The organism is Maribacter taeanensis (assembly GCF_047345145.1).
Classification (GTDB): Bacteria; Bacteroidota; Bacteroidia; order Flavobacteriales; family Flavobacteriaceae; genus Maribacter_C.
Map to the genome: position 1 here is coordinate 149,251 of NZ_JBLFER010000003.1, position 23,543 is coordinate 172,793.

Consider the following 23,543-nt stretch of genomic DNA (forward strand, 5'->3'; position numbering starts at 1 on the left):
CGAATAGAGTTTTAAACCTATGCAGTTATGGGATGTCCTAAAATACCTAGCCCCTGTTTATATAGTTGGTCATGCATTGTATTTGGTATACTATGCGATTGACTTGTACCAATTTAATCCTTTTATAAAGCTTAAACCTTTATCTCAAGATGAGGAAGACTTTATCGCAGACAACTTTCCTATTTATAGAGAATTTTCACCTCAAGTAAAAGCAAAATGTAACGAACGTATCATTTGGTTTCGGAGTAAAAAGCATTTTGTTTTTTATGGAGATATTGATAGGAAAGAAGACCTTAAACTATTGCTAAGTGCTACCACAGTTATTATGACATTGGGTTTACGACAATATCGTATGATGCGTTCATTGATACGGATTATCGTTTATCCTACTCAATTTTATTCTAAAATCAATCGAAGGCACCACTTGGGGGAGTATAACCCGAATTTTAAAACAATCATATTTTCTGCAGATAAAATCTGGAAAGGCTTCGAAGATTTAATGGACAATAGGAACCTTGCTATGCACGAGTTTGCACATGCCTTGAGTTTTGAAATGAACAAAAACAGTTCATGGCAAGGGCGAAAGTTTAGAGTTGGTCTTAGGCGGATAAAAAAACTATTTGCTCAAGAAGATTTTTTAATCAAACTCGCTGCATCACAATACTTTCGAGAATACGGACTTACCAATATACAGGAGTTCTTTTCTGTAGCGGTGGAGAACTATTTTGAAACACCAGCTATTTTTAAGAATGATTTTCCTGAATTGTTTGATGAGTTGCAAAAGATGTTGAATATGGATTTTCACTATAACAAAGAGGGTCGCACTTTTAGAACTTCACTCGAAAACTGAAATTCGGTGTTAACCCCAATGAGAAACTCTCTACGGTTTCGATAACATTTAAATCGTTTACCTGGTAGTAGGTATTCAAAAGATTTAGTCGGTCGGTAAAATTTAAAACTGATATACCAGCAGAAGCTTTAATATCAGAACTAAGCTTAAAGTTGTAAATAGCAGATGCATCTGCTCTTAAATATTCCGTAAGTCGACTACTATTCACTGTGTTATAATTAATTCTTGCGGGGAAAAAAGTTGTGTCCAATGGATTATCAGTATCTGGCTCTGTAAAGGGTTTTCCAGTTCGGTAATTCAATCCAATACCAATTTTTAATTTATTGAAGGTATAGGTGCCTGCAAATGTTGCGGTATGTCGAATGTCAAAATTATTAGGAAAAGTTGGAGGAACTACATCGTCAAAGGTATAGTTGTTTAAATTATAGGCGTAACTAGCCCAAACACTATATTTCGAAGTCTTCTTGTTGATTAAGAATTCAATTCCTTTTACGTCATATTTTCCAATTTCACCATCTTCGCTATTGAACTGATTTTGACTTTCGAAACCTTGCGTGGAGGTGTTAATGCCATTTACTTCTTTATAGAATCCTTCTACTCCAATATAGAAATCTCTTGAGTCATAATTTATACCAAAAGAAACTTGTTTGCTTTTTGTTATTGGAAGATTATCTCCATTGGATAATATCCATCTACGTTTTTCGATGCCTAGAAAATTTTGTTCAAGATCAATCACCTGATTAGTTGCCTGACTTTTATATTCCCCTAAGATCATCGCCTTTAGCTCTCTGGTAAACGCATAATTCAGATTTAGTCTAGGTTCAATTACAAATTCGGTAAAGGTATTGGGGTTATCATAATAGTTTAATCTGGCGCCACCTCTCAAATGTAATTTCTCGTTCTTAGAGACATACCCTAGTTCTGAGAAAAAAGCATGCATTTTGACAATGTCCTTTACATTTCTACTGAAGGGAGGTAGCGTGACATCGGCAAAATCGGTAATGCTAGTTTCGGTCAACTGATACCCATTGAGCCAATCTAAATTAGTATTGATTTTAAGGTTTGTATTAAGTCTAAAAGCATTTTCGATAACCGTATTGCTTTGCGAAAAAATTTGCCGACCAGTTGCGTCAATATTTACTGCATCAAGATTGTAATTTGAATAATAGGTATTCATAAAAGTAGAAAACTTATCTGTCCATTTGCTTTCTAGGCTTCCCCCAAATGAATAGTTGGTCTGATCTAACGCGCTGCTCGTGCTGCTGTTTGTGTTTAAGTCAAGTTCACTATAATCTAGAAAGTTATTCATGTTTATGAAACTAAATCGTAGTTTTTGGTCCGAATTAATGTCATATAAAACCTTTCCTGTAAAATCATAGAAGTAAAAGGTGTCGTCTCTTTCAACATCAACACTTTGAGAAAGACCATCCCGAACTTGATTGTTCAAAAATGCTTTGGTAAAAAAATTGCTAAAGGTATTTGTGTTTAGAAAATCTGTAAATGCTCTCCTACCCGAAAATTGTAATGCTATTTTTTCTCCCAAGGGAATTTGTCCGTGTACATCACCGCTTATTAAATTGAATCCGGCTCCGCCGTAAAAATCTTCTGTTAATTCATTATTAGTGCGCATATCAATAATACCACTAACTCCATCGCCATATTGAGCACTTGTTCCGTTTTTAATTAAAGTCACTTTATCAGTCAAAAATGGATTGAAGGCAGAAATTAAACCAAAGAAATGACCGGATTGGTACATTTTGATGCCATCCCATAAAATAAGGTTTTGATCATTACTTCCTCCTCTTATATTAATGTCAGATACGGTTTCGTCAATACTTTTGATTCCAGGTAAGGCTTGAACGGTTTGCAGTATATCTGGCTCAATCAGTCCTGGAAGTATTCCAAATTCATCAGTATTCATATCGATGCTCGCATCGAATTGCTTTACTAAACCTTTTGTCAAGAATTCAAATACTACGACTTCTTCTAGCTGTTGATAAAACTGTCCCAACAAAAGTGTTTGACAGGGATCAGAATTTTTTAAACTAGCCGCATCAACAAATAAAGGTTTAAAGCCAATATGCTTAATTTGAATTTTAGCGTTCGTAGGAATATTATCCAAAGAGAAACTTCCAAGTGAATCTGTTACTACTGCCTTATTCGTCCCGAGAACTTCAACTGTAGCGCCACTAACAGTGTTTTGCTCAAAATTATCGAGAACAATTCCGCATATAGAAAGAGAATTGATATTTACGATAGTATAGTAACGCTCGTTGAGCTTTTGAATTTGAAGTTTGGTCTGAATTCTGATGTGATTGAGAATCTCGGCGAGTACTTCTGATTCAGGAATGATAATCTTTACAGATCCAATATCAGCATCCGCATATGAAAATTTAACTTCGAATTTATTTTCAAGTTGCTGGATGTACGGAATAAGAAAAGTTTCTTCTATCTTCTTTTCTTGGGCATTAGCCACCGAAAAGAGAGAAAGCAGCACTATACATAGGGTTCCTAAAAGTTTACTGCGAGTTCTCGGCATAGAAGAGCACTTTGTTGCCCTCTAATTTAAACTTTATTCGGGAAGGCGTACTAATACTTTTTAACGCCAAATTAGCATCTGTATTGCTAAATGAACCCGTGTAGAGTAGGTTAGTGTCAATATTTTTGGTTTCAACAATGATGTTGTGCTGTCTTTGAAATTCGTCAAGAACATATTTCAGAGGAATACTTTTGAAGGTACTCTCTTTATTGATCCAAGAAGGGGTTGTGGTATTTTGAACCTGATCTGATATAACTTCTCCTTTAATAGCAACAAATGAATTACCTGCTGGGAGTTTTGTTTCTTTACCATTGAATGAAACGCTAACCAAACCTTCATAACAGGTAACTTCGAAGAAATCTTTTCTATTCTCAACGTTAAACTGCGTTCCTAAAACGGTAACATCACCAGAGGCCGTAGCAACTGTAAAACGCTTCCCTTTGGCTACTTTGAAAAAGGCTTCACCTTCTAACTTTACATTTCTGTTAGTATCCCATTTCTTTTCACTATACGTGACCTTAGAATCTGCGTTTAGGATGACCTTTGAATTGTCGGGTAGCACAATTTCTTTATTCTCTGCATAATCGGTGGAAATAGCTTCTCCTAAAGAATTTACATAGAAATAAGTTCCGGTGAGTAAAATGGCTGCAGCGGCAGCTACTCTTAGGAATCTTTTAAAAGGGCTCAATTGAACAACTTTAGGGTCATTGAGAACACGTTTATTCTTCAATGCTACTAAAGCATCATCAGCATTAAAATCGGGGGACTCTAAAGCATTTGAGGCATCAACAATTTTCTGATAAGCAGTATACTCATCGGAATTCTTAAATTCCGCAAGTTCTGTCTCAGAAAGCTCATTGTTCAGCCATTTTGCTAAATAATTTTCTTGCATGATTTCTATCTTACTAGCTTAATAACAACTCATTATGAAAAAACCCTACTTTAATATTAAATTCCAAATTCCAAATTCCAAATTGGTAATCTTATTTGCGAAACAATATCCAACAATTCTAATTGGAATTTGGTACTTATAATTTGGTTTTTTCATCAAGATGAAAAAATCTTGATGAAAACTATATTCCTTCTATTTTTTCTCGCAATGTTTTCAAAGCCAAATGCATTCGTTTTTCGATGGCTTTTAAACTAACTCCTTCCATTTCAGCAATTTCCTTATATTTTTTTCCATCTATGCGATTTAATAGAAAGGTTATTCGCTGGTTTTCTGGTAAATCATTCAGAGCTTTATCTAGTTTGGTTTTAAACTCACTTTCCTCCATCAAATATTCAGGGGTCTCATGAGTTGTCTTTAGAGTTTTGTCGGCATACTTCAAACGCACCTTTTCGGCCTTAATAACATTTAGGTACAAATTGTTGGCAACTGTATAGACGTATGATTTTGCTTTTTCTGGAGAAACCTTAGCGCAGTTTTCCCATAACTTTACAAATGCCTCTTGTACAGCATCATACGACTTTTCTTCATTGCCAAACTTATAATATATGTAATTAAATACCGTTTTAGAATTAGTCTTGAAGATATTGCTAAAGACCTGCTCATCGCAGACAGTATCGTTATTTTTGGTTTCCAAAGAGCTGGTTTTTGTCAAAGATATTTAGAAAAAAATTAAAACCGAAAGTAGGGTCTTTTTAAAATGAATTGTTTTAAGACCATAATTAACAAACAAAATTCCAAATCGTTATGAAAAAGTTTTTGAATTTCGCGTCCTATGCAATCCTACTTGCATTCGCACTAAGTTTTACTTCTTGTTCTGATGAAGAACCTTTGGATCTTCAATTAGATGATAAACAGACTCTTACAGCTAGTTCGGCAACATCGAAGTTGATCGAAAATACAGTTTCCAATGATGGGTCACATGACAATATAGTTGATGGTTCGAGTTGTTTTGATATTCGTTTTCCATATACTGTTATGGTAAACGGACTTGAAATCACAATTGATTCTGAAGATGATTTAGAAATTATCGAAGAATTGTTTGATGCTCTCGACAGCGATGATGATGTTCTAGACATTATTTTTCCAATCACCATTACAATGGCTGATTATTCTGAAATCACTATTAACAATATTGCAGATTTAAGAGAAATTGCCGCTAAATGTATTGAAGGTGGCGATGATGATGATATAGAATGTATTGATGTAATTTACCCGGTAACACTTTTTACATTTAACCCTAACCTTGAACAAACAGGTTCGGTTACAGTGAATAGTGATAAAGAAATGAGACGTTTTTTCGCTGGTCTTAATGAAACGGATCTTATTAGTATCGAATTTCCTGTAATGTTCGAAATGTTTGACGGTACTAAAGTAAGTGTAAATAACAATACCGAATTAGCAGATGCTATGGAACGTGCTAAAAATGCTTGTGATGAAGATGATGATAATGATCATAATGATGATGATTTTACTGAAGAGCGTTTGGATAATTTACTAGTTGAATGCCCTTGGATAGTCAAGGAAATCAAAAGATACGATCAAAATAATACAGATCAATATGCCGACTATGCTTTGAATTTTAAAGAAGATGGAACTGTTACGGCTAGAGATAGAGAAGGTAATATGCTGACAGGAGAATGGGAAACCAAAGTGAGTGATTACCGAGTGAAGTTGACTTTAAACTTTGAATTCTTGGAGGATTTTAACCTAGAATGGTTTGTTTATGAAATCGATGAGGATAGAATTAAACTATATATCGTAGGTGCAGACGGAGATAAACTTATCTTAAAAAGAGCTTGTGAAGAACCAATGGTAGAATGCACTGAGGCTTTTATAAAAGAAACATTACTTGATGATTGTGTTTGGGCAGTTTCTGATGGGAATAATGAGTTTTTAGATGATTTTAGAATGGATTTTACAAGTATGAACATTCATGTAAGAAATCCAAATGAAACTGTTGTTGATGAAGGAAATTGGGAAATTTCTGGAACGGTCATCACCTTCAATAACTTAAGTATGGAAATGGCCAATTACATTGGCGATTGGGAGATCATCGAATGCAGTGCAGTTCGTTTTAAAATGAAAAGAGGAGAAGAATATTTGGTGGTCGAAAAAGACTGCGAATAGACATGTTGTACTCTTTTCTAAAAACTATTTAAGACGTTAGAAACTATGAAAACTAATTTTTTTAATCTTTTAGGGCTGTTTATTGTTATGCTGTTTATGGCCTGTGATAAAGAAACGATAGACGATCAGGTTACTTCAGCTGATGTATCTGAGATCAAACTGATGATAATTGATGGCGAGTGGAAAGTTACAAGGTATTTTGATGATATAGATGAAACCAGTAACTATACCGGATTTGTCTTTGATTTTGGTCAAGACGGTGTTTTAGGCGCATCAAATGGCAATATTGCATCCTCTGGTTCCTGGTCTATAGATTTTGATTCTAGTAACGATAGTGAAAGTGATGTTGATTTTAATATTTTTTTCACGAATCCAGATGTTTTAGAAGAGTTGACAGAAGACTGGGACATTGTTTCCTATTCTGATACCAAAATTGAGTTGAAAGATGTTAGCGGCGGAGATGGTAGCTTGAACTTTCTGACTCTGGAAAAGATTTAATATTCTTTACCTTTTTTGCCCCACATTTCTTAAAGAGCATCCGTCGTCAGATGGGTGCTTTTTACTTTTAATATTTTTCGCGACATACCTATACCATTCACGTTGTAATTCTTAAATTTGCCTTTCTTCAAAAGTTAGTAGACGATGTTTGATAATTTAAGTGAAAAGCTAGATAAAGCCTTACATGTTCTAAAAGGACATGGGCAAATTACTGAGATTAATGTTGCAGAAACTACCAAAGAAGTCCGTAGGGCCTTGTTAGATGCTGACGTTAATTTTAAAATAGCAAAAGAGTTTACCAATCGTGTAAAGGAAAGAGCTTTAGGTCAAAATGTATTGACCACCTTACAGCCAGGTCAATTGATGGTGAAGATTGTCAAGGATGAGCTAACCGCTTTGATGGGTGGTGAATCTGAAGGAATTAACCTTTCTGGAAACCCCTCTATAATTTTAATGTCCGGACTTCAGGGTTCAGGTAAGACCACTTTTTCCGGAAAGTTGGCAAATTACTTAAAGACAAAGAAAACTAAAAAACCTCTATTGGTCGCTTGTGATGTATATCGCCCAGCAGCGATTGATCAATTGCATGTAGTCGGTGAACAGATTGGTGTTGAGGTGTATTCTGATCGAGAAAATAATGATCCGGTTTCAATTTCGAAAGCTGCTATTGCATATGCGAAGTCCAACGGGCATAATGTTGTTATAATTGATACCGCTGGTCGTTTGGCGGTTGATGAAAAGATGATGGATGAAATTTCCAACATCCATAAAGCGATACAACCACAAGAGACTTTGTTTGTTGTTGATTCTATGACAGGTCAAGATGCAGTGAATACAGCAAAGGCCTTCAATGATATTCTAAATTTTGATGGAGTTATTCTAACAAAATTGGATGGTGATACCCGAGGTGGTGCGGCTATTTCAATTAAATCTGTTGTAGATAAGCCCATAAAATTTATTGGTACCGGTGAGAAGATGGAGGCTATTGATGTCTTCTATCCCGATCGTATGGCAGATCGTATTTTGGGAATGGGTGATGTTATTTCCTTGGTTGAAAGAGCTCAAGATCAATTTGATGAAGAGGAAGCACGGAAAATCCAAAAGAAAATTGCCAAGAACAAATTCGGATTTGATGACTTCCTGTCTCAAATACAGCAGATCAAAAAGATGGGTAACATCAAAGATTTGATGGGAATGATTCCAGGGGCGGGTAAAGCCCTAAAAGGTTTAGATATCGATGACGATGCTTTCAAACATATCGAGGCTATTATTCATTCAATGACCCCTGACGAGCGTTCTACACCGGCCAAACTAAATGCAAGTCGTAAAAAGAGAATTGCGAAAGGTGCCGGTCGTGATGTCCAAGAAGTAAATCAACTCTTAAAGCAGTTTGATCAAATGAGTAAAATGATGAAGATGATGCAAGGTGGAGGAGGAAAGCGAATGATGCAGATGATGGGCGGCATGAAAGGGATGAAATAATTTTGCTAGATGCTAGATGCTAGATGCTAGATGTGCAAAGAGTATATGGAATTATAATTTCAGTTGTATTTGAAGTGAGATAGACTACCATCTGCAACTGCCAACAGAATATTTAGAGAATATGGAAATACTGGACGGAAAAAAAATAGCTAACGACATAAAGGCCGAAATCAAAGCTGAAGTTGATAAAATGAAGGAGAAGGGAGAAAAGGTTCCTCATTTGGCGGCTGTTTTGGTCGGAAATGATGGAGCTAGTTTGACCTATGTTGGTAGTAAAGTCCGGTCATGTCAACGTATTGGTTTTGAATCCACTTTGGTGCAAATGCCCAATACCACAAGTGAGGTCGAATTACTTAAGAAAATAGAAGAGTTAAATGCAAATGATCATATTGATGGGTTTATAGTACAATTACCATTACCTCCTCAAATTGATACGCAAAAAGTATTGCTAGCCGTAAACCCTGATAAGGATGTAGATGGATTTCACCCAATGAACTTTGGTAAAATGGCTTTGGATATGAGCACTTTTATACCAGCTACCCCCTTTGGAATTTTAGAGCTTCTAGATCGTTATCAAGTAGAAACGCAAGGCAAACATACTGTAGTTATTGGAAGAAGCCATATTGTAGGGCGACCTATGAGCATTTTGATGGGAAGAAAAGGGTTCCCAGGTAATTCTACAGTTACTCTTACTCATAGTAGAACAAAAAACCTCAGTCAGATCACTACTCAAGCTGATATTATCATTTCGGCCTTAGGTGTACCGAATTTTTTAAAGGCGGAAATGGTCAAAGATGATGTGGTAATTATTGATGTGGGTATTACAAGAGTACCCGATGAAACAAAAGAAAAAGGCTATTATATTACTGGTGATGTCGATTTTGAAAATGTAAGTAAGAAAGCAGCTTATATTACTCCAGTTCCCGGTGGAGTGGGTCCTATGACTATTGCAATGCTATTGAAAAATACATTGCTTGCAAGAGAAAGACACAGAAGCAGAGAATAGTAATATGTATAAAAAAGCCCTCAACACGAGGGCTTTTTTATGCTATTTTCCTTGAGCTATTCCCGTAGCAGTGCTGTCAATCGGATTGATAACATCAATATCATTGCTGTCATCATAGTCACAGCTACTTACTACTAAAATTGATCCTAGAATCAATAGAGCAAATAATATCTTTTTCATAATCAGAGAGTTTAGTAGGTATTTCTCACCTTGTTTAGTCTGTTAAAAACGTAAAATTTACCCGAAATATTGTTTAATTGAACTCTCTACAGGAGGTCTATAAAATTGTCTTACCGTGTTTATACGGACCTTTTTTTGAGAAATAGTTGAATTTGATTCCTTACTGAAAATCAGTACCTTTTGTGGTAAATCAATCAACCATGAAAAAATTATTTTTCTTTTTTGTATGCTGCAGTTTATTAGGATGCCAGCCTAATTCCAAAAATGAGATAGCAAACTCTATAAACGTCTCTTTTTCTGATGCGGTAAGTGTCGATTCTAAAGATGGTCGTTTATTACTCATGTTTTCAACAAATGGTGAGAAAGAACCACGTTTTCAAATTAACGATGGTCCATCAACACAATTGATTTTCGGAAAGAATGTCGATGGAATGGCTGCAGGAAAATCGACAACATTTACCAATGAAATATTTGGATATCCATATCCTAGTCTTTCTGAAATCCCACCAGGGGAATATAATGTCCAGGCATTACTTCATATTTATGAAACATTTAATCTTTCAACTGGTCACACAGTAAAACTTCCTATGGATAATGGAGAGGGACAAAAATGGAACAGATCCCCGGGAAACATCTATAGCAAACCTTTCAAAATTACCGTCACAGAAGAGGGAATTCAAAATCTTAATGTTGTTATGGATCAGGTAATTCCTCCTATAGAAGAACCAAAAGACTCGGAATGGATTAAACACATCAAAGTCAAGTCTGAAAAGCTGTCCGAATTTTGGGGCAGGGATATCTACTTAGGAGCACATGTTTTGTTGCCAAAGGGATTTAATGAGCATACTGAGGCAAAGTATCCTTTAATGGTTTTCCACGGACATTTTCCATCTGATTTTGGAGGATTTAGAACGACTCCTCCAGACCCTGAAATGAAACCAGAATATTCTGCACGATTCGATTTAGAAGGTTACAATGTTATTCAACAACAGGAAGCCTATGATTTTTATAAGCGTTGGAATGCGCCTGATTTTCCTAGAATGCTGATTATAGAAATTCAACATCCCACGCCGTATTATGATGATTCGTATGCTGTAAATTCGGCAAGTCAAGGCCCATATGGTGATGCGATTACCTATGAATTGATTCCTGAAATAGAAAGACAGTTTCGAGGAATAGGAGAAGGATGGTCTCGTTTTTTATATGGAGGTTCTACTGGTGGTTGGGAGGCTTTGGCAGTTCAGGTAAAATATCCTGAAGAATACAATGGTTGCTTTGCAGCTTGCCCAGACCCTATTGATTTTCGCGCCTATTGTCTCACGAATATTTATGAGGATAAGAATGCGTATTACTATGATAGTAACCACAAGAAACTTGAGGTTCCATCCCACAGGGATTACTTAGGCAACATTCAATCAACACTTCGCTCCGGAAATCATTTGGAACTGGTTTTGGGGGATAAATCCCGCTCAGGGCAACAATGGGATATTTGGGAAGCAACTTATTCCCCGCAAGGAGAAGATGGCTATCCAGTTCGCATTTGGGATAAAATGACCGGAGATATTGACCACAAAGTCGCTGACTATTGGAAAGAAAACTATGATCTGAGATACATTCTTGAACGTGATTGGGATAAAGTGGGGGAGAACCTAAAAGGCAAAATAAATATTTATTGTGGCGATATGGATAACTATTACCTGAATAATGCCGTCTATCTAATGGAGGACTTTCTTGAAGGCACCACAAATCCGCATTATGACGGAGAAGTTTTATATGGAGATAGGGCAGAACACTGCTGGAATGGGGACCCTGAACAGCCTAATGCCATAAGCCGTCTGCGTTACAACAGTATGTATGTGCCCAAAATAATGAAACGCATTGCGGAAAGCGCACCGAAAGGAGCTGATTTAACAAGTTGGAGGTATAAATGAATCTAGTCTGTCCGGTCGAGCACCTCGACTGCGCTGGGCACAGGCTGTGTCGAGACCTAACTAAAACAATGTGTCTTTAAAAGTTGATAAATGAAAAACTACACAAAAAAAATAGCTTGGTTTTTCTTCGCATTTTTTGCAATTGGTGTAAGTCTGTACCCTTTATTATACGGGTATCTCGCTTATATCGGTGTAGATGAGGCTTTGCGTAGTAGAAAAACTGTGGAATTGTTATCTAGTGTTTTTTGGAATACTGGTTTTTATACACATATTTCTTTCGGCGGTTTGGCTTTGCTAGTGGGTTGGGTACAGTTCAGTAAGCGTTTTCGGAATGCAAATTTGAAACGGCATAGGATCATAGGTAAAATTTACATGATAGCAGTGCTTATAAGTGGTCTAGCGGGATTGTATATCGCTTTCTACGCTACTGGTGGTATAATTGCCAAACTTGGTTTCGGTAGTTTGGCGATAGTTTGGTTGTATACGACTTTCAAGGGATATCAAAGCATTAAAAAAAGGGATGTACAAAAACATGAAGTTTACATGATATACAGTTATGCTGCCTGCTTTGCGGCGGTAACCTTACGCATTTGGTTGCCCATATTGTCAGCTGCTTTTGGTGGGTTTATACCAGCCTATCGTATTGTAGCATGGTTGTGTTGGGTACCGAATATAATTTTCGCCTATTTCTGGGTGAGGAGAAAGAATTTTGCAGTGGTTTGATCTAAATGACTTGTGCTATGGATAAGGATAAATTGGAAATTTATGATGCTCTTGTAGCCAAATGCGAACGATTTGAAAGAAAAGGTAAAACGATGCCGTATACATCTGCGAATGGGTATATGTTCTCGCTCTTTAACAAGGCAAATGAAATCGGTATCAGGTTTTCAAAAGAAGTCCAAAAAAAGTATATAAAAGAGTTTAATACAACTGCTTACAAGTCATACGGCGCAGTGATGCAAGGCTATATTTTGATTCCTGAATCTATGTGGAAAGATGAAAAAATTGCAGTTAAGCTGCTCAATGAAAGTTATGATTATGTAATGTCGCTTCCCCCTAAATAGGAAATCAAATGACAGTTTCAAAATTCAATTTTTGGCAAAAATGGCTGACTTGGGCCAATGTGATGACCGTTATAGTTGGTCTATTAGCAGCTTTTGCAGGTAATTCCATATTCTTTGAAGCATACAATTCCTTTACGAATGAGCTGTTTTTCGAAGGAAATGAAATGCAAGGCGAGCTGCTGAATTTTAAGAATTGGCTATTCGGGATTATAGGAGGCACCATAGTTGGCTTTCACATATTGATGATCATGATTTCAGAAAATGCATTTAAGAAAAGGGAATTATGGGCTTACAAGGCCTTATGGTTTGGACTTCTTTCTTGGTTTGTTGTAGACAGTAGCATAACACTATATTATGGAGCTTTACATAATATGGTTATGATAAATTTGGTTGCCTTAGTGCTTATCGGACTTCCCCTGATTATGACCAGGAATGCATTCAAAAGCTAGGTTTATAAGAAAACCCATCCTCTTTTCCTATCTTGTAATACACTTCAATCAATACTATAGAAAATGAAAAAGTCAATCCTTACCGGTGCCATGGTCCTCTGCTTAATCGCAACATCTTTTGGACAATCTGGAAAAGTTCATGATAATCTTTCGATGACCAGTAAGATTTTAAAAATGGAACGGAACTATGCGATTTACCTTCCGCCAGACTATGAAACTTCGGAGCGAAGCTATCCAGTTTTGTACCTCTTGCATGGGGCAACAGATGACCATACGGGTTGGGTACAATTTGGTGAGGTTTTACGAATTACTGATAATGCAATCAAAGATGGTACGGCAACACCAATGATTATAGTGATGCCTGACGCCGATACCGGGCGAATGGGGTATTTCAATGCTGGCGATTGGAAGTATGAAGATTTTTTCTTTCAAGAGTTCGTGCCCCATGTGGAACAGAAATACCGCATTAAATCGGAGAAAAGATACAGAGCTGTTGCCGGACTTTCAATGGGAGGAGGAGGTTCCTTTATGTATGCTTTGCATCATCCGGAATTGTTTTCATCGGCTTGTCCGTTGAGTGCTTATGTCGGACCATTGACAATGAAGGAATTAGAGGATAGAATGAATTGGTACAAAGAAGAATATTCCAAAGCGGAGTTGAAGGCTTATTTTGAAAATCACAATGTTTTGGAATTGCTTGAAACGATTCCTGTTAAAGATGTGAAATCTGTTCGTTGGTATATTGATTGTGGCGATGATGATTTCCTCTACGAGGGAAATAGTTTAGTTCATATCGCTATGAAGAAAAAGGAAATCCCACACGAATACAGGGTACGAGATGGAGCTCACAACTGGACGTATTGGCGGGAAGCCTTACCGATTGTTTTAGGTTTTGTTTCGGATGCCTTTCATCAATATTAAAACAATAAATTAATGATTTACAGAAATTTCGGAAGAACAAACTGGCCCGTAAGTGAAATAGGTTATGGCATGTGGGGTATGGCCGGATGGACAGAAAGTAGTGATATTCAATCTGCAAAATCTTTGGATTTGGCCGTCGAGAACGGAGTTACCTTTTTTGATACGGCATGGGGCTATGGAGAAGGGCATAGCGAAGAATTATTAGGGCAGTTAGTAAGGCGGCATCCTTCCAAAAAACTGTATACTGCGAGTAAAATTCCACCTAAAAACTTTCAATGGCCGGCAAAACCTGAATATACTTTTGAAGAGTCCTATCCTACAGAACATATTATTAAATACACTGAAAAGACTTTAAGAAATTTAGGTTTAGAACAAATCGATTTAATGCAGTTCCATACTTGGGATGATGGTTGGAGTCATCGTGAAGAATGGCAACGCGCCATTGAAGATTTAAAAGCTTCTGGTAAGATTGCGGCTATGGGCATAAGCGTTAATCGATGGGAACCTGAAAACGGAATAAAAGCCCTAAAAACGGGGATGTTAGATACAGTTCAAGTGATTTACAACATCTTTGACCAAAACCCTGAGGATGTACTTTTTCCTCTTTGTGAAAAATTAAATATTGGAGTAATTGCCCGAGTACCTTTTGATGAGGGAACCCTAACTGGAAACATCACGAAGGAAACCACCTTCCCAGAAGGAGATTGGCGAGGGACTTATTTTGTGCCTGAGAACTTGAATTCAAGTGTTGACCATGCCGATGCTCTTCGACCACTAATTCCTGAAGGAATGACTATGGCTGAAATGGCACTTCGGTTTATTACCATGAATAAAACAGTTAGTACGATTATTCCCGGAATGCGAAAAGAAAGAAATGTGCTGGCGAATGTAGCGACCAGTGATGGAAAAGGCGTATCCGCAGAGCTGCACCAAGAACTGAAAAGGCATCGTTGGGACAGAACACCAACCGAGTGGTCGCAGTAGTCATTGCGAGCCCAGCGAAGCAATCTGTTACTTTGGGACACGAATAAATAGATTATTTCGTTGCTAAAATGCTCCTCGTAAAGACGAGTTAATAGGTCATCGGAGTCATTAAAGAGGTCATTTTGCAAACAACTGCCCCATATCCTTAAAGGCCTTAAATTCCAAAGCATTCCCCGCAGGGTCTAAGAAAAACATGGTAGCCTGCTCACCGGGTTGCCCTTCAAAACGTATATAGGGTTCAATAACAAATTGGATTCCCTTGGATTTTAGTTCTTCCGAAAAAGATTGAAATGTATCCCAAGGAAGAACTACTCCGTAATGAGGTATAGGAACATCATGACCATCAACAGGGTTGTGGTGTAAATCTTCCGTCTCTACTTTAGGCTTATAGTGAATCACCAATTGATGTCCGAATAAATTAAAATCTACCCAATGGTCACTGCTACGTCCTTCTTCACAATTTAAAATTTCGCGATAAAAGGTTCTACATTCCGTAAGATTGTGCACGGGAATTGCAATATGGAAAGGAGTTACTTTGTTCATAGGTAAATTGTTTAAATAAAAATACTTCTTTCCTACGACTTCAAAAAATAAACAATTTGGTCTCTTACTTTATCTTGATGTAATGAATGACCTAGGCCCTTTGTAGTAACTAATTTACTGCCCTTCCAGTTGGCGTGCACTTGTTCTGAAGACCAATAGGGAGCCACGACATCTAACTCATCGTGAATCAATAGACCCTTTGTGGAGATATGTTTAGCGAATTTTGATGACGAGAAATCTGCAAATTTCAACCCGAAAGTCTCCTTGAAATAATTTTCTTGAAGTCGCATCATTCTGCTGCTTAGTCCGAGAATATTTTTGTATTGTTTCATAAAGTCTGATAATTCAGAAGGCGAACCTAGTGTTACTACTTTTTCAATAGATGCATTATCGGTTTTGTATTTGTATAGATTATATATAACAGCCATTCCGCCAAGTGAGTGACCTATGATGTGGGTTGGGTGATACGTATTGATGACTTTCTGAGCACATGAAGAGTATAAAGGTAGGTTGAGTAAATTGCCAGATGTATTACCATGGCCTGGGGCATCCATCGCTATAATATTATAACTCTCTTTTTGAAGACGCGGAATGAAGTTCCTCCAACGAAATGTGTTGCTTTCCCAACCATGCATTAATAACACAGTAGGGCCTGAACCTTTCCAGCGATAGGTTTGAATGCTTATACTATCTTCCTCTAGAATAAGGTCTTTAGCATCTTCTAAGAATCCTTTTTGACCCTTGATGACTTTTCCTTTTCGAGGAGTGCAAAAAAGTATGAACGCTTTTTTTGCTATTTTTCTGGGTATAAAAAAAGATCCCAAATTAAAGTAGAGGCCTATTATGCGGGTTGCTATTTTACCTATCAATTTGTTCATGATTATTTACTCATTTAGTAAAAAAACTGATTAAAGGCCGCAAAGATAGCCTATGATTTAGTTTGTGTTATCCAATTTGTCATTCAACATTTTAATAATCAAATTTTGATGATGCTCTGCATGATAAATGGCGTTGTATAACATTTCACGCAGACTCAAACTACCTAGCAGAGGATGAGGTATGCATAAAGTATCTAGTTCATCTTCAGAAAATTTTTCAATGGAAATACCGAGTTGGTTTACCAAACTCCTTAATTTTTCGCTAAGCACGGTCTGTGGTCTAACCGTTTCGGAGTCAGGAACAAAACGGTCAGGAGCTTTACCACCATCTTTGAGTTTTTCAAAATAGAAGGTCTTCATTTCCTCATAGGAACGGCGCCGTTTCGTAGTGCTTCCGAATTTTTCAGCTATAGCGGTTTTGTTTAATTCGAAAACATAGGTCAATGGCTGCACGCTAAGTATTAAATGACTTAGATGCAAACTAGCAGACCATTTTCCTTCTACACTATAATTATAGGCTTCTATGGAGAGTGAATCAATATACTTTATGAAAGCAGCATAGTTTCGTTCTAAGGCTATGATGAGCTCGTTTTTTTTCATAATTTGTAGTTTTGAAGTTAAAGTTACTTTAAGTAACTTAGTATAAAATATATACTAAAATTACACCTTCTTTTTATGAATTAAAAGAGGTGAATAGAAACACATCAAGTATCCCTATGGAAACTATTACTGAGAATCAGAAGGTTAAGGTTGCAAAAAAATTAAAAAAAATGTTTGGACATATGGATCGTCGTGAGATGGAATACTGTCCGATTCGTGATGTGATGGCTTTGGCTTCGGATAAATGGAGTATTCTAATAGTTCTTTATTTGGGCTATTATCCGGTAATGCGTTTTAACCACATTAAAAAACGCGTGTATGGTATATCAAATAAAGTGTTAAGTGAGCGTTTAAAAATGTTGGAAACAGATGGTTATATTTCACGAAAAATGTATCCTGAAGTCCCAATAAGAGTAGAATATGCGTTAACTGATTTCGGACATTCCTACTTAAAAAAGCTAATTGATTTGACGGAATGGGTTACTGCACACGGTGATGTAATTGTGGAAAGTCGAAAGGCAAAAAAAGTTTCATAGAAATGTGAGTTGTCTATGAATTCATTAATGACAAATTCATTCCCATCCAAGCATCATATACTTAATTTTTGCCTCATCAGGAATTTGCACTGCTTCAATATTTACACTTGACACGTAGCGTAAACTTGAAGGAAGTTCTTCTTTATCAATAGTGAAATAGAGATCACTGTTCTTAATAAGAACGACTACATTTTTGGTTGAGGTTACTATTTTGCTGATCTCATATTTGTCTTTGATGTCTTTGAAAGTACTATGGAGTCCAATGCCCATTTCAGTTTTGAAACGTGGATCTTGAATCCGGACATTCTCAATAGTTGGTATACTATCAGAACTTGGGGTTAAGGTTAAGAGATGTTTGCCGCCTTTTTCGTAAACATCAATTTTTTTAGCTCCAAAGCCAACTAGAAGCCTTGCTGTATCTTTTACAATAGAATCTTGTTCATAAATAATCTCCAAATCACGAGCAAGACTAGACTTGTCAAGTTTGCCAATACTAGCTTTTGTAATCAAAAAATTAGTGTTTTTTGGAGGCTGTTCACAATTAACCATTAAGAAAAGGCTCAAAAGTAGTATTGTGACTATTGCTATTTTCTTCATAAAACTATCGTAATACCTTTTTTAGTACCCCAAGTACACCTCGTATGAAGGTTGCACTGGTCAATACTTTTATTACCGGGTTTTGACGTGTACTTCTCCTTCTTGAAGATTTAGATTTTGGTTTCGCCTTTTCTTTTGCAGCCGCCTTCTCAGCTTTCTCAATTTTTTCATTAAGAATTTCATATGCACTTTCACGGTCTATTACCTCTCCATACTTTTTGACCAGTTTAGAGTTCTTTATAGCAGTTTTCAATTCGCTATCTGTAAGCACATCCATACGACTCATTGGTGCTCTTAATAAAGTGGCCGCTAGAGGAGTTGGTCTTCCTTTTTCGTCTAAAGCTGAAATTAGAGCTTCGCCAATTCCAAGCGAGGTTAGCACTTCTTTGGTATTATAATAGGAGGATTCTGGGTAGTTTTCTGCCGTAAGCTTTATCGCTTTTCTATCTCTGGCCGTAAACGCCCGCAGCGCGTGCTGCACTTTTAAACCTAATTGCGCCAAAACCTCATTGGGCACATCTGTAGGGTTTTGTGTAACAAAATACAATCCAATACCTTTAGATCGAATCAATTTTACTATACCTTCAATTTGATCTAACAGAGCTTTTGATGCTTCCTTGAAAATGAGGTGCGCTTCGTCAATGAAAAGAACTAATTCTGGGGAATCACTATCACCTTGCTCTGGAAAAGTAGAATAAATCTCTGCCAACAAACTCAACATAAAAGTAGAAAATAGTTTAGGCCTATCTTGAATATCCGTCAGTCGGATGATATTTATATATCCTTTTCCATTTTTATCGATGCGGGTTAAATCATCTACTTCAAAAGATTTTTCTCCGAAGAACAAATCTGCACCTTGCTGTTCTAACTCAATTATTTTTCTAAGAATGGTTCCGGTGGAACTGGTAGATATTCTACCATAGTCTTTGGCGAATTCCTTTTTGCCTTCTCCTGTTGCATATTGTAAGACTTTTTTGAAATCCTTTAGATCTAGTAATGGCAACTTGTTGTCGTCGCAATATTTGAAGACCACAGCAACGATGCCTTCTTGTGTTACTGTCAAATCTAGAATACGGGATAGGAGAGTTGGTCCAAACTCTGAAACGGTCGCTCTTAATTTAACACCATCTTGTTCAGATAGGGATAAAATTTCCACCGGAAAACCTTTGGCTTCAAAAGGAAGTCCGATTTTCTCGTGGCGTTCATCTATTTTAGGATGACCAGGACTCGGTTGTGCGATTCCACTTAAATCGCCTTTTAAGTCCATCAATAAAACGGGAATACCTTTTTCAGACAAGTTTTCTGCGAGAACCTGCAGTGTTTTTGTTTTTCCGGTACCAGTAGCGCCGGCGATAAGTCCGTGGCGGTTTAAGGTTTTTAAAGGGATTTTTACATAAGCATCTTTGACTGCTTCTCCGTCAAGCATTGCAGCGCCCATGGTTATAAAATCGCCTTTGGTGGTATATCCTTTCTCAATATGTGAAAAGAATTCGTCTCTGGTACTCATTTGGTTTTATTTGCCATAAAAATAAAGGATTTTTACGGTTTAAAAAGAGTATTGAAAGAAGTTTGTAATAATCTCTTAAGAGGGAATTATTTTTTTGCTTTTTGGTATTTCTTATTTGGGATATGCTGCTTTAGCGACCTATCTTTGTCAAATGGTTAAAGATGAGGTTTTATGGCTAGTGGATAAAGGAGTAATGCTGCCCTTGATGGAAGAATTTTATACCATTCAAGGGGAGGGTTTTCATAAGGGAACTGCTGCCTATTTTATTCGTGTCGGAGGTTGTGATGTAGGTTGCCATTGGTGCGATGTTAAGGAAAGCTGGAATGCAGAATTGCATCCACCAACTGGCATAGAACAAATTGTAAATAATGCCGCCAAATATTCTGATACAATAGTTGTAACAGGAGGGGAGCCTCTTACTTGGAATATGCAGCCTTTGACTGAAGCATTGAAAGCCAAAAACCTTCAAACACATATTGAAACTTCTGGAGCTTATGAGTTGACAGGAATTTGGGATTGGATCTGTCTTTCTCCCAAAAAAAACAAGCTTCCTTTTGGTAAGATCTATGAAGAAGCCCATGAATTGAAAGTTATCGTTTATAACAAGCACGATCTTATTTTTGCAGAGGAACAGGCGGCAAAAACCAATAAAGACTGTATTTTATATTTACAACCTGAATGGAGCGTAAGTGAAAAAGTAACGCCTTTAATTGTCGATTACGTTATGAAAAATCCAAAATGGAAAGTTTCTTTACAGACGCATAAATATTTGAATATTCCTTAAGTTTTGAACTTTAATCGTGTTTAAGCATAGTTTCGATTTTTCTCCAATTGTCTTTTTGCATCGATTTTAAAAAAGCATACATGATGCCATTCATGAGGCGAGAGAGAAAATTTCTCTTTTCGAGTTTTCGCATGATTTCTGTAATCAACCATTCTTCTTGAAAACCCGTCCAAATTCCAGCAACGGTTAACAAGTTTGTATGTAAAACAGGAAAAACCTCCTCTTTGTCAATTTGTTTTATTTGTTCTAGGGAATAAGGACTCGCCTTGATTTTTTGCGAAATATATTTGAAATCGTAGTCTTGTAGCTCATTATCAATATAGAGGTCTGAGAGGGCAATCCAAATTGGTCGTCGTTCTTCAATATTGATCTTAGTTTTCACTTTGGGTTTACCTACCTCCATTAGACTGCAGATCTAGAATACACTCTGCATCAAGAGGAACGGAATTCGAAAAACCTTTAGATGTATTGGTTTCCAACATTTTTAATACACTTTCAGCACTTAATGAACAACTTGCTTTGATTTCATTGTTATTCGCTGAGAGATTAGCAGATTTTCCTGAAGATCCAAATTGTAGCGCTGTGCGCATTAAGCAGCCACTAACGTTACAGTGGTTTGCTGAATCTACATCCTCATGATCATTAATCTTTGGAGTTCCTAAATCTACCAAACCAAATAAGTGACCAAATTCATGGTTAATGGTAGCTGTTTCAACATCCGCATTTGTTGTTGAATCGCTTTGGTTAGCTATTCTTCTAATAGTTGATTCATAAATTATCATTGACGTATTTCTATATACAGAACCAATAGTAACTCTGCCCTCTTGGGCATTGTCTGAAGAAGCAGCTGCATCAGTAAAATAGATATAGATACCTAAAGTTTTACCATCATTGTAGACGGTTCTATTCTCTTCTTCAAGATCAATAACCTCTTGCAGAGTAAGTGTTTCTTTGTTCGCCGAATCTAGCCCTTTAAAGACCATTTCAATATCTTCCTTGAAAGTATAGGTTCTTAAATAATCCATAAACGCATCCATTGCTGATTGTGTGGGTCTGAAACCGGCCACAAATGCAATCTCTATCTTAAGTTTATCGAAGTTATCATTTGAAAGTATATCATTGGCAGACTCACCCGTACGAAGAAGGTTAGCTGTCTTATCAACTTGAACAATAGGCCCTTCGCCAGTATCATCAGAATTTTTACTACAGTTAATAAGAACACTCAAACAAATCAGTATTGTCCAAATATTTAAATTCTTCATCTTCATAGCTTTTGTCTAAAATAACGCAAAAATTACACCATCTATTATTTAGAGGCAATTAATCTGGCTAAATAGTCGTAATGTTCGCCCAAGCTTACTATTTCACAATTAAAGCCGTTGCTTAGAGCGGCACTGTGTAATGTATTCTGATCAAGGTACAACCATGAAAAAGGCTTGCCTTTTAAACCTTTGTAGCTCAGGGTGAAGCTTACTTCGCCATAATATTTTGCGCTTTCCGGAAGCCATCTACCGCCATCTTCGTCTTCATCAAATAGATAGATAATGTCACTAGAATCTAATAGAATTTGTCCGTTAGGTCTAAGTAGTTTTTTTAAATGTGTGAAGAATTTACTGAGGTTTTTCAGCTCCCCAGCTAACCCAATTCCATTCATAAGCATGAGAAGCGTGTCAAATTGTTCTCCTTCAAAATCTAAGATATCAGCATGCACACAATTTTTTATTCCGCGAAGTTTACATGTTTTAAGGGCTCCCTTTGATGAATCTAGTGCAGTTACATCCATGCCCTTTTTTTGGAGGTATAAACTGTGACTTCCTGCGCCAGAACCAATATCAAGAACTTTTCCGTTACAAATGTTTAAAGCCTTTTGCTCTAAAATAGGCATTGCCTTAAAATCTCTAAAAAGATAGGGTAGAGGAATTACATCTTCTTCAGCGATTGAAGAAAAGGTAATCAGATCTTCTGTATACCTACCCTGCTGATAATCGAAAACTGCATCCCCAAAAACATCCATGGTAATATTATTTGTAATTTGTGCAAAAGTGGCAATTTTTGCCTGAATTCATATCCCATGAAAACAATTAAATTATCTCTCATTTTATTTCTATTTATTTCTATGGATGTGAGCGCTCAAGAAACTGATTTTTCTTTCGAAGTGTCTACTTATCTAGAAAGTAATGGGACCTTAAATCAATATGAATATGCTTACGATGAACTTTTGAAGATGTTGAGTACCCAATACCCGAAATCAGAGCGCACATCGCGAGGTTGGGAATATCTGGAAAACAACAAGGAAAAGGCTATTTCTGATATTCTAAAAGAACTTGTTCCTATTTATCAGCAAAATTTTGAACGATCAGAAATCAAGAAGATGAATACTTTTTATAATAGTCCGGCAGGACTGCAGCTTACTGCTGATAGGTCTAAAATGACATCTGCACAAAAGGAAGAACTAAACGCATTTTATAATTCAGACTTAGGTAAAAAAATTATTGAAAAGCAACCTGTTTTAACCAAGGCTATTTCCGCGGCTTCAGAAAGTTGGAGTCGAGATTTATACGAAACTGCTTTAAGTCTTTTGAAAGAGTAGCGGATGACTGAAATATTAAGAAATCTTCCTGGAAAGGCAAAAGAAAAGCATACAGAAAACAAAAAGTATTTTGCTAAGCTACGCAACAAACCACCAAAAAAAATAGACTATATCATGCAAGAATTGCATGAAGAAGAGTTTGAAAGAACCGATTGTTTACATTGTGCAAATTGTTGCAAAACTACGGGACCCCTATTTACAAATGCTGATGTACAACGAATTGCTAAACATCTGCGACAAAAGCCACAGCAGTTCATAGCTCAATATTTACGAGTTGATGAAGACAATGATTATGTGCTTCAACAAGTACCATGTTCATTTTTAGGATCAGATAATTACTGCTCAATTTATGAAGTGAGACCCAAAGCCTGTCGTGAGTTTCCGCATACAAATCGAAAGAAGTTTCAGCAAATCAGCCATCTAACCCTTAAGAATGTTACGATTTGTCCGGCTGCTTTTAATATTGTGGAAGAAATGAAGAAAAGAATACCCTTGAAATAATAGCACTTTTACAATGCTAAACCA

General features: G+C 36.7%; 27 protein-coding genes. 15 read left to right on the forward strand and 12 right to left on the reverse strand.

The features are described 5' to 3' along the window. The first annotated feature begins 19 nt into the window (after positions 1-19). Positions 20-850 carry a zinc-dependent peptidase gene (locus tag ACKWCD_RS12270; protein ID WP_413984250.1) on the forward strand — a complete coding sequence of 277 codons (831 nt, stop codon included), beginning with the start codon at positions 20-22 and terminating at the stop codon, positions 848-850. Here the strand turns inward: ACKWCD_RS12270 and ACKWCD_RS12275 are convergent. The 3 genes from ACKWCD_RS12275 to ACKWCD_RS12285 form a co-directional block, all read right to left on the reverse strand. Then, positions 828-3,389, reverse strand: a complete 2,562-nt coding sequence (locus tag ACKWCD_RS12275; RefSeq protein ID WP_413984251.1) for a TonB-dependent receptor — start codon at positions 3,387-3,389, stop codon at positions 828-830. The two genes, ACKWCD_RS12270 and ACKWCD_RS12275, sit on opposite strands and share 23 nt — an antisense overlap. Beyond that, entirely contained in the window at positions 3,370-4,281 is a 912-nt protein-coding gene (locus tag ACKWCD_RS12280; protein WP_413984252.1) for a FecR family protein, read from the reverse strand. The genes ACKWCD_RS12275 and ACKWCD_RS12280 overlap by 20 nt, the downstream gene beginning before the upstream one ends. A gap of 181 nt (positions 4,282-4,462) precedes the next feature. Next, positions 4,463-4,975 (reverse strand): RNA polymerase sigma factor, encoded by a 513-nt coding sequence (locus ACKWCD_RS12285; protein ID WP_413984253.1) that lies wholly within the window; start codon positions 4,973-4,975, stop codon positions 4,463-4,465. A 110-nt stretch (positions 4,976-5,085) separates the two neighbouring features. On the opposite strand from ACKWCD_RS12285, the gene ACKWCD_RS12290 reads away from it, so the two are divergent. From ACKWCD_RS12290 to ACKWCD_RS12305, 4 genes are all read left to right on the forward strand, one after another. Then, positions 5,086-6,468 (forward strand): hypothetical protein, encoded by a 1,383-nt coding sequence (locus ACKWCD_RS12290; protein WP_413984254.1) that lies wholly within the window; start codon positions 5,086-5,088, stop codon positions 6,466-6,468. A gap of 45 nt (positions 6,469-6,513) precedes the next feature. Beyond that, positions 6,514-6,966, forward strand: a complete 453-nt coding sequence (locus ACKWCD_RS12295; protein WP_413984255.1) for a hypothetical protein — start codon at positions 6,514-6,516, stop codon at positions 6,964-6,966. A 144-nt stretch (positions 6,967-7,110) separates the two neighbouring features. Then, positions 7,111-8,448 (forward strand): signal recognition particle protein, encoded by a 1,338-nt coding sequence (gene ffh / locus ACKWCD_RS12300; protein ID WP_413984256.1) that lies wholly within the window; start codon positions 7,111-7,113, stop codon positions 8,446-8,448. A gap of 121 nt (positions 8,449-8,569) precedes the next feature. Next, complete coding sequence (locus ACKWCD_RS12305; protein WP_413984257.1) at positions 8,570-9,454, forward strand: bifunctional 5,10-methylenetetrahydrofolate dehydrogenase/5,10-methenyltetrahydrofolate cyclohydrolase; 885 nt, start codon at positions 8,570-8,572, stop codon at positions 9,452-9,454. A 42-nt stretch (positions 9,455-9,496) separates the two neighbouring features. Here ACKWCD_RS12305 and ACKWCD_RS12310 read toward each other — a convergent pair whose 3' ends face one another. After that, complete coding sequence (locus ACKWCD_RS12310) at positions 9,497-9,634, reverse strand: hypothetical protein (RefSeq protein ID WP_413984258.1); 138 nt, start codon at positions 9,632-9,634, stop codon at positions 9,497-9,499. A 200-nt stretch (positions 9,635-9,834) separates the two neighbouring features. On the opposite strand from ACKWCD_RS12310, the gene ACKWCD_RS12315 reads away from it, so the two are divergent. The 6 genes from ACKWCD_RS12315 to ACKWCD_RS12340 all read left to right on the forward strand — a co-directional run bounded on the left by ACKWCD_RS12315 (position 9,835) and on the right by ACKWCD_RS12340 (position 14,983). Beyond that, positions 9,835-11,565 carry an alpha/beta hydrolase gene (locus tag ACKWCD_RS12315; protein ID WP_413984259.1) on the forward strand — a complete coding sequence of 577 codons (1,731 nt, stop codon included), beginning with the start codon at positions 9,835-9,837 and terminating at the stop codon, positions 11,563-11,565. A 90-nt stretch (positions 11,566-11,655) separates the two neighbouring features. Continuing rightward, positions 11,656-12,288 carry a DUF2306 domain-containing protein gene (locus ACKWCD_RS12320; RefSeq protein WP_413984260.1) on the forward strand — a complete coding sequence of 211 codons (633 nt, stop codon included), beginning with the start codon at positions 11,656-11,658 and terminating at the stop codon, positions 12,286-12,288. Positions 12,289-12,305: 17 nt separating this feature from the next. Continuing rightward, positions 12,306-12,629, forward strand: a complete 324-nt coding sequence (locus tag ACKWCD_RS12325) for a hypothetical protein (protein WP_413984261.1) — start codon at positions 12,306-12,308, stop codon at positions 12,627-12,629. Between the two features lie 8 nt (positions 12,630-12,637). Further along, on the forward strand, positions 12,638-13,078 hold the full coding sequence (locus tag ACKWCD_RS12330) for a hypothetical protein (protein ID WP_413984262.1): 441 nt from the start codon (positions 12,638-12,640) through the stop codon (positions 13,076-13,078). A gap of 63 nt (positions 13,079-13,141) precedes the next feature. Further along, positions 13,142-13,999 (forward strand): alpha/beta hydrolase, encoded by an 858-nt coding sequence (locus ACKWCD_RS12335; protein ID WP_413984263.1) that lies wholly within the window; start codon positions 13,142-13,144, stop codon positions 13,997-13,999. Positions 14,000-14,011: 12 nt separating this feature from the next. Continuing rightward, on the forward strand, positions 14,012-14,983 hold the full coding sequence (locus ACKWCD_RS12340; protein WP_413984264.1) for an aldo/keto reductase: 972 nt from the start codon (positions 14,012-14,014) through the stop codon (positions 14,981-14,983). Positions 14,984-15,100: 117 nt separating this feature from the next. On the opposite strand, the gene ACKWCD_RS12345 is transcribed toward ACKWCD_RS12340, so the two are convergent. From ACKWCD_RS12345 to ACKWCD_RS12355, 3 genes are read right to left on the reverse strand one after another with little or no spacing between them, the layout of a single operon-like run. Next, positions 15,101-15,526, reverse strand: coding sequence for a VOC family protein (locus tag ACKWCD_RS12345; protein WP_413984265.1), 426 nt, complete (start codon positions 15,524-15,526; stop codon positions 15,101-15,103). Positions 15,527-15,558: 32 nt separating this feature from the next. Then, positions 15,559-16,404 (reverse strand): alpha/beta hydrolase, encoded by an 846-nt coding sequence (locus ACKWCD_RS12350; RefSeq protein ID WP_413984266.1) that lies wholly within the window; start codon positions 16,402-16,404, stop codon positions 15,559-15,561. A 57-nt stretch (positions 16,405-16,461) separates the two neighbouring features. After that, a complete protein-coding gene (locus ACKWCD_RS12355; RefSeq protein WP_413984267.1) occupies positions 16,462-17,004 on the reverse strand; it encodes a DinB family protein in 543 nt (180 codons plus the stop codon). A 116-nt stretch (positions 17,005-17,120) separates the two neighbouring features. Between ACKWCD_RS12355 and ACKWCD_RS12360 the strand changes: the two genes are divergently transcribed. After that, positions 17,121-17,540: a winged helix-turn-helix transcriptional regulator gene (locus ACKWCD_RS12360; RefSeq protein WP_413984268.1), complete on the forward strand. Its 420-nt coding sequence runs from the start codon at positions 17,121-17,123 to the stop codon at positions 17,538-17,540. 36 nt (positions 17,541-17,576) lie between these two features. Here ACKWCD_RS12360 and ACKWCD_RS12365 read toward each other — a convergent pair whose 3' ends face one another. Beyond that, on the reverse strand, positions 17,577-18,050 hold the full coding sequence (locus tag ACKWCD_RS12365; protein ID WP_413984269.1) for a hypothetical protein: 474 nt from the start codon (positions 18,048-18,050) through the stop codon (positions 17,577-17,579). 91 nt (positions 18,051-18,141) lie between these two features. Beyond that, the gene (locus ACKWCD_RS12370) at positions 18,142-19,644 is read right to left on the reverse strand and encodes a helicase HerA-like domain-containing protein (RefSeq protein ID WP_413984270.1); all 1,503 of its coding nucleotides are present in this window, start codon (positions 19,642-19,644) and stop codon (positions 18,142-18,144) included. Between the two features lie 151 nt (positions 19,645-19,795). Here ACKWCD_RS12370 and ACKWCD_RS12375 point away from each other — a divergent pair, with 151 nt between their 5' ends. Beyond that, positions 19,796-20,428, forward strand: a complete 633-nt coding sequence (locus tag ACKWCD_RS12375) for a 7-carboxy-7-deazaguanine synthase QueE (RefSeq protein WP_413984271.1) — start codon at positions 19,796-19,798, stop codon at positions 20,426-20,428. Positions 20,429-20,438: 10 nt separating this feature from the next. Here ACKWCD_RS12375 and ACKWCD_RS12380 read toward each other — a convergent pair whose 3' ends face one another. From ACKWCD_RS12380 to ACKWCD_RS12390, 3 genes are read right to left on the reverse strand one after another with little or no spacing between them, the layout of a single operon-like run. Then, positions 20,439-20,831: a DUF7079 family protein gene (locus ACKWCD_RS12380; RefSeq protein WP_413984272.1), complete on the reverse strand. Its 393-nt coding sequence runs from the start codon at positions 20,829-20,831 to the stop codon at positions 20,439-20,441. Then, positions 20,818-21,690, reverse strand: coding sequence for a hypothetical protein (locus ACKWCD_RS12385; RefSeq protein WP_413984273.1), 873 nt, complete (start codon positions 21,688-21,690; stop codon positions 20,818-20,820). The genes ACKWCD_RS12380 and ACKWCD_RS12385 overlap by 14 nt, the downstream gene beginning before the upstream one ends. 44 nt (positions 21,691-21,734) lie before the next feature. Beyond that, a complete protein-coding gene (locus tag ACKWCD_RS12390; RefSeq protein ID WP_413984274.1) occupies positions 21,735-22,442 on the reverse strand; it encodes a class I SAM-dependent methyltransferase in 708 nt (235 codons plus the stop codon). A 57-nt stretch (positions 22,443-22,499) separates the two neighbouring features. On the opposite strand from ACKWCD_RS12390, the gene ACKWCD_RS12395 reads away from it, so the two are divergent. After that, positions 22,500-23,018, forward strand: coding sequence for a DUF2059 domain-containing protein (locus tag ACKWCD_RS12395; RefSeq protein ID WP_413984275.1), 519 nt, complete (start codon positions 22,500-22,502; stop codon positions 23,016-23,018). A 3-nt stretch (positions 23,019-23,021) separates the two neighbouring features. Then, on the forward strand, positions 23,022-23,519 hold the full coding sequence (locus ACKWCD_RS12400; RefSeq protein ID WP_413984276.1) for a YkgJ family cysteine cluster protein: 498 nt from the start codon (positions 23,022-23,024) through the stop codon (positions 23,517-23,519). Positions 23,520-23,543 lie beyond the last annotated feature (24 nt).

Bases quoted from the DNA above. Each gene is read 5' to 3' on its own strand.
- ACKWCD_RS12270 (WP_413984250.1), top strand. From the start codon at position 20: ATGCAGTTATGGGATGTCCTAAAATACCTAGCCCCTGTTTATATAGTT.
- ACKWCD_RS12275 (WP_413984251.1), bottom strand. From the start codon at position 3,389: ATGCCGAGAACTCGCAGTAAACTTTTAGGAACCCTATGTATAGTGCTG.
- ACKWCD_RS12280 (WP_413984252.1), bottom strand. From the start codon at position 4,281: ATGCAAGAAAATTATTTAGCAAAATGGCTGAACAATGAGCTTTCTGAG.
- ACKWCD_RS12290 (WP_413984254.1), top strand. From the start codon at position 5,086: ATGAAAAAGTTTTTGAATTTCGCGTCCTATGCAATCCTACTTGCATTC.
- ACKWCD_RS12295 (WP_413984255.1), top strand. From the start codon at position 6,514: ATGAAAACTAATTTTTTTAATCTTTTAGGGCTGTTTATTGTTATGCTG.
- ffh (WP_413984256.1), top strand. From the start codon at position 7,111: ATGTTTGATAATTTAAGTGAAAAGCTAGATAAAGCCTTACATGTTCTA.
- ACKWCD_RS12305 (WP_413984257.1), top strand. From the start codon at position 8,570: ATGGAAATACTGGACGGAAAAAAAATAGCTAACGACATAAAGGCCGAA.
- ACKWCD_RS12310 (WP_413984258.1), bottom strand. From the start codon at position 9,634: ATGAAAAAGATATTATTTGCTCTATTGATTCTAGGATCAATTTTAGTA.
- ACKWCD_RS12315 (WP_413984259.1), top strand. From the start codon at position 9,835: ATGAAAAAATTATTTTTCTTTTTTGTATGCTGCAGTTTATTAGGATGC.
- ACKWCD_RS12320 (WP_413984260.1), top strand. From the start codon at position 11,656: ATGAAAAACTACACAAAAAAAATAGCTTGGTTTTTCTTCGCATTTTTT.
- ACKWCD_RS12325 (WP_413984261.1), top strand. From the start codon at position 12,306: ATGGATAAGGATAAATTGGAAATTTATGATGCTCTTGTAGCCAAATGC.
- ACKWCD_RS12330 (WP_413984262.1), top strand. From the start codon at position 12,638: ATGACAGTTTCAAAATTCAATTTTTGGCAAAAATGGCTGACTTGGGCC.
- ACKWCD_RS12335 (WP_413984263.1), top strand. From the start codon at position 13,142: ATGAAAAAGTCAATCCTTACCGGTGCCATGGTCCTCTGCTTAATCGCA.
- ACKWCD_RS12340 (WP_413984264.1), top strand. From the start codon at position 14,012: ATGATTTACAGAAATTTCGGAAGAACAAACTGGCCCGTAAGTGAAATA.
- ACKWCD_RS12345 (WP_413984265.1), bottom strand. From the start codon at position 15,526: ATGAACAAAGTAACTCCTTTCCATATTGCAATTCCCGTGCACAATCTT.
- ACKWCD_RS12350 (WP_413984266.1), bottom strand. From the start codon at position 16,404: ATGAACAAATTGATAGGTAAAATAGCAACCCGCATAATAGGCCTCTAC.
- ACKWCD_RS12355 (WP_413984267.1), bottom strand. From the start codon at position 17,004: ATGAAAAAAAACGAGCTCATCATAGCCTTAGAACGAAACTATGCTGCT.
- ACKWCD_RS12360 (WP_413984268.1), top strand. From the start codon at position 17,121: ATGGAAACTATTACTGAGAATCAGAAGGTTAAGGTTGCAAAAAAATTA.
- ACKWCD_RS12370 (WP_413984270.1), bottom strand. From the start codon at position 19,644: ATGAGTACCAGAGACGAATTCTTTTCACATATTGAGAAAGGATATACC.
- ACKWCD_RS12375 (WP_413984271.1), top strand. From the start codon at position 19,796: ATGGTTAAAGATGAGGTTTTATGGCTAGTGGATAAAGGAGTAATGCTG.
- ACKWCD_RS12380 (WP_413984272.1), bottom strand. From the start codon at position 20,831: ATGGAGGTAGGTAAACCCAAAGTGAAAACTAAGATCAATATTGAAGAA.
- ACKWCD_RS12385 (WP_413984273.1), bottom strand. From the start codon at position 21,690: ATGAAGAATTTAAATATTTGGACAATACTGATTTGTTTGAGTGTTCTT.
- ACKWCD_RS12390 (WP_413984274.1), bottom strand. From the start codon at position 22,442: ATGGATGTTTTTGGGGATGCAGTTTTCGATTATCAGCAGGGTAGGTAT.
- ACKWCD_RS12395 (WP_413984275.1), top strand. From the start codon at position 22,500: ATGAAAACAATTAAATTATCTCTCATTTTATTTCTATTTATTTCTATG.
- ACKWCD_RS12400 (WP_413984276.1), top strand. From the start codon at position 23,022: ATGACTGAAATATTAAGAAATCTTCCTGGAAAGGCAAAAGAAAAGCAT.